This is a genomic window from Rhodococcus sp. NPDC055112 (genome assembly GCF_053607505.1).
The window spans coordinates 325,759-331,781 of the sequence record NZ_JBSGTR010000001.1 but is presented as its reverse complement, the minus strand read 5'-3'; the positions used below and the strand labels follow the sequence as shown (position 1 = coordinate 331,781).

5 protein-coding genes are annotated in these 6,023 nt (G+C 67.9%); 2 read left to right on the top strand and 3 right to left on the bottom strand.

From position 1 onward, the window contains the following. Positions 1–38: 38 nt before the first annotated feature. Together ACWFRB_RS01570 and ACWFRB_RS01565 are read right to left on the bottom strand one after the other, a co-directional pair. On the bottom strand, positions 39–1,340 hold the full coding sequence (locus ACWFRB_RS01570) for a trypsin-like serine peptidase (protein ID WP_452638309.1): 1,302 nt from the start codon (positions 1,338–1,340) through the stop codon (positions 39–41). A 146-nt stretch (positions 1,341–1,486) separates the two neighbouring features. Then, a complete protein-coding gene (locus ACWFRB_RS01565) occupies positions 1,487–3,355 on the bottom strand; it encodes a penicillin-binding transpeptidase domain-containing protein (protein WP_452638334.1) in 1,869 nt (622 codons plus the stop codon). Positions 3,356–3,564: 209 nt separating this feature from the next. Here ACWFRB_RS01565 and ACWFRB_RS01560 point away from each other — a divergent pair, with 209 nt between their 5' ends. Continuing rightward, a complete protein-coding gene (locus tag ACWFRB_RS01560; protein ID WP_452638307.1) occupies positions 3,565–3,873 on the top strand; it encodes a hypothetical protein in 309 nt (102 codons plus the stop codon). A gap of 106 nt (positions 3,874–3,979) precedes the next feature. Here the strand turns inward: ACWFRB_RS01560 and ACWFRB_RS01555 are convergent, their stop codons facing one another. After that, entirely contained in the window at positions 3,980–4,873 is an 894-nt protein-coding gene (locus ACWFRB_RS01555; protein ID WP_452638306.1) for a hypothetical protein, read from the bottom strand. A 478-nt stretch (positions 4,874–5,351) separates the two neighbouring features. Between ACWFRB_RS01555 and ACWFRB_RS01550 the strand changes: the two genes are divergently transcribed. Then, positions 5,352–5,906 carry a hypothetical protein gene (locus tag ACWFRB_RS01550; protein WP_452638305.1) on the top strand — a complete coding sequence of 185 codons (555 nt, stop codon included), beginning with the start codon at positions 5,352–5,354 and terminating at the stop codon, positions 5,904–5,906. Positions 5,907–6,023 lie beyond the last annotated feature (117 nt).

Genomic DNA, 6,023 nt, shown 5'->3' with positions numbered 1-6,023 from the left:
GGCGCGGACCTCGTCCGCGCCCGAGACCCGTCACCGTGTCAGTTCGGTGCGACCTGCGCCTGCGCGAGGTCGTAGACGGCCTTCTCCTGATCCACGAAGTGGGTGGCCGACATGTAGGGACGGGCGCTGTTCATGTTGGCGAGGACGGTCTCCAGGACCGGGAGGCCACCATCGGCATTGACGAAGTGGGAGGTGACGGCGACCTGGATGCCGGTACCGGTGGCCGGGTCGTACTGCTCGAACCACGGCCCGCCGCTCGCGCCGGGGCTGATGGCCGCCGGCAGCACGTCGAGGTACCTCTCGGCGATGCCCGTTGTCTGCCCGGAGCTGACCTTGAGGGTGCGGCCGTCGAAGGAGCGCTGGAGTTCGGACGGCACCCCGTTACGGTTGGCCGCGCCCGTGCGGGTCGGGACGCCGTCGACCATCGGCGGCGCGTACCAGCTCTTGATGTTGTCGGAGGGGTATCCGAAGCCGGTCAGGACCTTGCCCTGGGGCAGGTTGAAGCCGACCTGCTGACCGCCGGTGACCTGCTGGATCGGCCGGCTGTCGGTGGGGCTGTCGACCAGGAACGCCCCCATGTCGTGCCCGGGGCCTTCGCCGAACTGGCTGGCGTCGGCAGCCCATCCGTTGGTGATCCACGCACGGGTCACCCCCCACACGCCGTAGGGCGCGATGTCGGTGCCGGGCATCGTGGTCCCGCCATCGCTGCCAGGGACGTGGCGGGCAAGAGCGGCGCCGTCGAAGCCCGGGATGAAGACCGCACCGACCGTCTGCGTGGTCTCGATCCCCGTGCCGAAGTCCCAGTTGGAGGAGTCCATCAGGAGGCAGTGGGCAGCGGTGAGCACGACGCTCTGGTTGGCACTGCTGACGACGTTCGCCGAGCAACTGGTCAGAACAAAGTCGTCGCTTCTCGGCTTGGTGCGCTTGAGGAACAACTTCCCGGCGGTCTTGCGGATCTGGCCTTGGCCCGTGAAGGTGGCGCCGAGGGCGTCGCCTCCTGCCGTCGGCTCGACGATGACGTCGCTGCCCTGGCCGTCGAGCCCGTTGGCGAGGTTGTCATCGTTGAGACCGCCCTGCGCGAGCCGGTCGACGGTCCAATAGTCGACTGCGGCCTTCAACTCCGCGGCGTAGCCACTACCGGCGGCGACCATGGGCGGCAGCTCGAGGGGCGTCGTGGACTGTGCGCCCCCGGACCCGGTGTCCGATGACCCGGTGCTCGCGGACCCGGTGACGCCGAGAAGGGCGTCTGTGGACCCTGCGCTTGCCGGCGCAGAGGTGGCGAGCAGCGCCGCCGCGGTGACCGCCGCGACAGCCCAGCTGACGCCTGTCAATGTGCGCATCTTTCCCGAACCCCCCAAAACGTGAATGAACTGGTGAAGATACGGCACTCGGTGTCATGCGGTCTCGGAAATCGGACAGGACAGGCCCAGCCCTGCCAACTCCGGATTCACAGATGAGCGAGCACTAAGAGGTACCGCCCGAGGGGTCACCGCGGGAGTTGGGCCTGGATCGGTCGCAGGAACCGTCCGGCCGCGTCCACCGCTGGGGCCGAGCTGTCCGCCCCCGCGACGAACACCGCGAAGGTCACGTCGCCGTCGATGCCGACGAACCAGCCGTGCGCGGGGGCGTCGCCCACCTCGGCGGTGCCGGTCTTGCCGCGCAGGTCGGCGATGTCCGCGAGCTGGGTGGCGGTGCCCGACGTGATCGTCTCGCGCATCATGGTCCGCAGCTGCTCGGTGACCTGCGGGGGCGCCGGGGCCGGTGTCGCGTTCGCGACGCCCGGCATCCCCGCGACCAGTGTCGGAGCCGGCGTGGAGCCCTTGGCGATAGAGGCCGCCACGAGCGCCATCCCGAACGGCGTCGCCGTCACCTGCCCCTGCCCGATCGCGGATTCGACGCGCTGCGCCGGGGTGTCCGCGGGCGGCACGCTGCCGGTCACCGTGGTCAGCCCCGGCGTCACGTAGTCCACCCCGAGACCGAACTGCAGGGCGGCATCAGGCAGTGCGGACGGCGGCAGGGCGACCGCGAGCGCGCCCATGGTGGTGTTGCAGGAACGCGCGAACGCGGTGTGCAACGGCACCGAACCGAGGTCGAAGTTGTCATCGTTGGGAATGGTGCGGCCCTCGATGTTCGCGCTGCCCGGGCACGGCAGCACGGTGTCGGGGGTAACCGAACCCGATTGCAGCGCTGCGGAAGTGGTGACCGTCTTGAAGGTCGACCCGGGCGGGTACAGGCCGGTCAGCGCGATCGGGCCCTGCGCGGTGGCGGCCGGGTTCTGCGCCACCGCGAGCACCGCCCCTGTGGACGGCCGTAGTGCCACGATCGCGGACTGCTGCGGGAGATCGGCGATGGCCGCCTGGGCGGCGCCCTGGATCGCGGGGTCGAGGGTGGTGGCGATGTCGGGCTGAATCGTGCCGTCCTCACCGGCCAGCCGCTGCGCGGATCCGTTGGCGGACACCAGCTGTACCGCCCAGCCCGCGGAGGCGTCCTGGCCCTGCTGCCACAGCCCCCGGAGTCCGTCGAGGGTCGGTGAGGTCATGGCCTTGTCCGCGGTGAGCAGCCGGGCCTGCTTGACCAACTGCACGCCGGGGACCGCTGCGAGCCGATCGGCGATCGGCTGGAAGTCCACGTCCCGCAGTGTGATCGCAGTGACGGTCTTGCCCTGGGAGCCGGCCAGGTCTGCCTGCAGCGAGGCCGCGGTGACCGTGGGGGCCACCGGGCCGACCAACTGCGCGACCGCGGCGGCGGTGCCTGCCGGATCGGCGATGGTCGCCGGGTCGAGATTGACCAGGGTGACGGTCTGCTCGGTCATCAGCGGGCGACCGGCCGCGTCGAGCACCTGCGGGGAGCCACCGGCGAGGGTGGTGTAGCGCAGCGTGCTGTCCGCCGTCAGCCCCGGGGCCAGCAGCTGCGGGTCCCATGGGATCTTGCCGCCGTCGGCGACGGCCTGGCCGCCGCCGGTCGTGGTGTAGCTCCAGGTCTGTGCCGAGTCGGTCTCGGCGGTCGGGGTGGCGCTCGTCGTCCCGGCCGTCGGCGTCGTGGTGGACTCCGCCTCGGGTTCGGGCTCGGCGCCGAGGATCCAGTCCGCGTCGAGGGTGAAGGTGCCCGCATCGCTGTCGGTGCCCGCGACTACGAAGGTCGCGTCCCTGGCGGCGAGGCCGTCGAACATCTGGGTGATCGCAGCCGCCGCTGCCGCCGGGTCGCTGGTGAGGTCAGCGGCCGCCTGCGCGTTCCGCTGGGTGAGCGCGTCGGCGAACTGCTGCGCTGCGATCTCCGTTTCCGACTCGGTCTGCCCGATGGTGCATCCGCCCAGCACCAGTGCCGACACCGCGATCCCCGCCACACTCAGCTTCATCCGCATGGCCTCGAGGTTAGGCGGCCCGGCCGCCGGCGCGCAGTTTCCGCACCTCGCGCCACCAAGGTGGCGCCGATCCCGGGGTGGCGAGGATCCATTCCCTGGGTGGCCGAGCCGCACCCTTGGGTTGCTTCTGAGCGGTGCCCGGACTGGGCAGAGTTGTCCCTGTCACCAACGCACCTCACCCCCATCACCCCAGGAGATACTGAATGTTCAACGCCCGTCGCACCTTTGCCGTCGTCGCCATCGCAGCCCTTCCGATCCTGAGTGCCTTCGGGGCGGCGTCCGTCGCCAACGCCGAGCCCAGCACCCCCATCGGCCCAAACGGTCCGACGGGGCCGTGCCCGATCGTGAACACCGACGACCAGGGCAATGAAACGGTGATTAACAAGAAGCCCGGCGATGTCAGCCACGGCCTGGTGTGCGGCGCGGACGGCGAATGGCACATGCCTGCGAAGGCCGGCGGCGCCAGCGGTCCCGGGAAGATCCAGACGCAGCCGGGGCTGTCGCAGGGCTAGGAGCCGGGTTCCTCTTGCCCGAATGGCGAGTGCCCCGCATCGATACCGATGCGGGGCACTGTCGCCGGGGGCCGCGTTGCCTCCCGATCCCGTCGAGGCCAAGCGGTCAGGCGGACCGGTAGCTCGCGCGTGCAAGCACTGCAACTTCTCCTGCGACCGCTGCTGAAAGATTGATCGTGCAGGAGTCTTCGGCAACCTGTTCGACGACCGCGGACAGATCCACTCGAGTGTTCGACGGGATCAGTGCGAGCGAGTCAATCAGTTCGGACGATGTCAGGATTGCCTTCCGTCCAGCCAGAATTTCGGACGCCAGGATCGCCCCGAGCTCGAACTTCGCGCTCAACAGGTAAGCGATCGGCATCGCTGGGTAACCCGAGAAGTGGCCGATGCACTGCTCAGGGGACACACTCGAAAAGGCTGTCGCTGAACCTGTTTCGACACGCACGTCGTGTATCGGCATCGGGGCCGTGTACGGGTTCGAAGGCAGATCATCATCTGTGTCACGTCTGAGATACCCAAAGAACTTGCCGAACGCCGACTCGGTGAAGACGCTGTAGCCGATCTCCATGTGAATCGCGGAGCCCCCGCCAATGGTCACCGTGCACTGCGCTTTCGCGGTTCGCTGGGAAGTGAGTGCGCCGGTTGCCTCGGCCGAGATGATCGCCCCTGGTACGTACCCTGTGTCGCTCAGGGGCGTCATGGTTCCGGTTCGCGCGAGGTAGTAGCGTCGACCGCCATCGTCAAATGAACTCGCGACGGCGCACAAACCCGCAATGGCCGAATGCCGGGCGAGTTCAGCCACCGTGATCGGCCCGTCATCGCCCGGGTCGACTTCCGTCGGGAAGGTGCAGGTCACCGTCCCCTCGGAGAGGATAGCGAGGTCCTGTAACGCAAAATATGGCGCCCGAACACAAATCCGATTCAACAGTGCATCGACACCTTCATCAACAAAAGACGTTGAGAGTGGCGAGAACTTGACGGTGCTGTTCAGATTTTCCACGGCAACCTCCGCTGGTCAGTAACCAAACATGGGCTCGGCAGGAGAACTGAATTGGGATTGAAATGGCGGGACGCGCGTCGAATCGAGGCTGGCATGCCAATCAGCGGATGTCAAACATAACCCTCCAGAGTTGCTGAACCGGACCGATTTTGATGACTCTTCCGACTTGGCGGGCGCACGCCCAACATGCCCGTCGACGTTGATTATCTGGCGCCCAAAAGTGGAATTAATCCGACCAATTTCAACCAAATTGTTGCGCACCAATAACCAGAAGATGGCGCGGAGAATATTTGGAACTTCGGGCGCCGCGGCGATCCTGATCCTGGCCGCCGTGGGCAAAGTCGTTCGCCGGGATCGCCAGGCTTCGCCGATGCGGCCTAGACCGGGGCACCCTCCCGGCAGCACCCGCGTAGCGCTATCGCCGAAAGGAGCGTATGACTGTAATCAAGTAATCAGCGCAACCTTAGAGGTGAGCTCGATGGGATACACGGGACACGGCGGCCGCAGGTTCGGACGGCCCGGCGGCTGGCAGCAGGCGGACACCCCCGACGCGAGCGACGCGAGCGAGTGGTTCGCCGGACGACTACCCGAGGACTGGTTCACCGGTCCGGCCACGGTGGTGGTCGACCGCGAGGAGATCGTCGTCACCGGCGAGTTGCCCGCACCGGAAGAGACCTCCCAGGCCGCCGTCGACGGCCGGATCTCCCGGTTCCGGGAGACAACCAGGGCGGACCGGATGCGGATCGCCGACGAGGCCGAGGCCCGCTACGGGCGCAAGGTCGCGTGGGGCGTCACCGTGGGCGAGCGGCACGTGCTGTTCACCCATCTGGCGGTGCCGGTGATGACCCGGCTGCGCCAGCCCGAGCGGCGGGTGCTCGACACCCTTGTCGACGCCGGGGTTGCCCGATCCAGGGCCGACGCGCTGACCTGGGCGGTCAAGCTCGCGGGCGAGCACAGCGAACAGTGGCTCGCCGAACTGCGCGAGGCGATGGGCCGGGTCGACGAACTGCGGTCCGAGGGACCGAACATCTGAGGCGCCGCTCATAAATCCCTTGTCGAACCGCCGGGGTCGTCCTATCGTGGTGGACGTCTTGTCGTCGACGATCGGAGAAGGGCCCTTGCTCATTCAGAGGTAGTGAACGCATCGCGT

Coding starts and splice junctions, on each gene's coding strand:
- ACWFRB_RS01570 (WP_452638309.1), bottom strand. CDS start 1,340: ATGCGCACATTGACAGGCGTCAGCTGGGCTGTCGCGGCGGTCACCGCG.
- ACWFRB_RS01565 (WP_452638334.1), bottom strand. CDS start 3,355: ATGAAGCTGAGTGTGGCGGGGATCGCGGTGTCGGCACTGGTGCTGGGC.
- ACWFRB_RS01560 (WP_452638307.1), top strand. CDS start 3,565: ATGTTCAACGCCCGTCGCACCTTTGCCGTCGTCGCCATCGCAGCCCTT.
- ACWFRB_RS01550 (WP_452638305.1), top strand. CDS start 5,352: ATGGGATACACGGGACACGGCGGCCGCAGGTTCGGACGGCCCGGCGGC.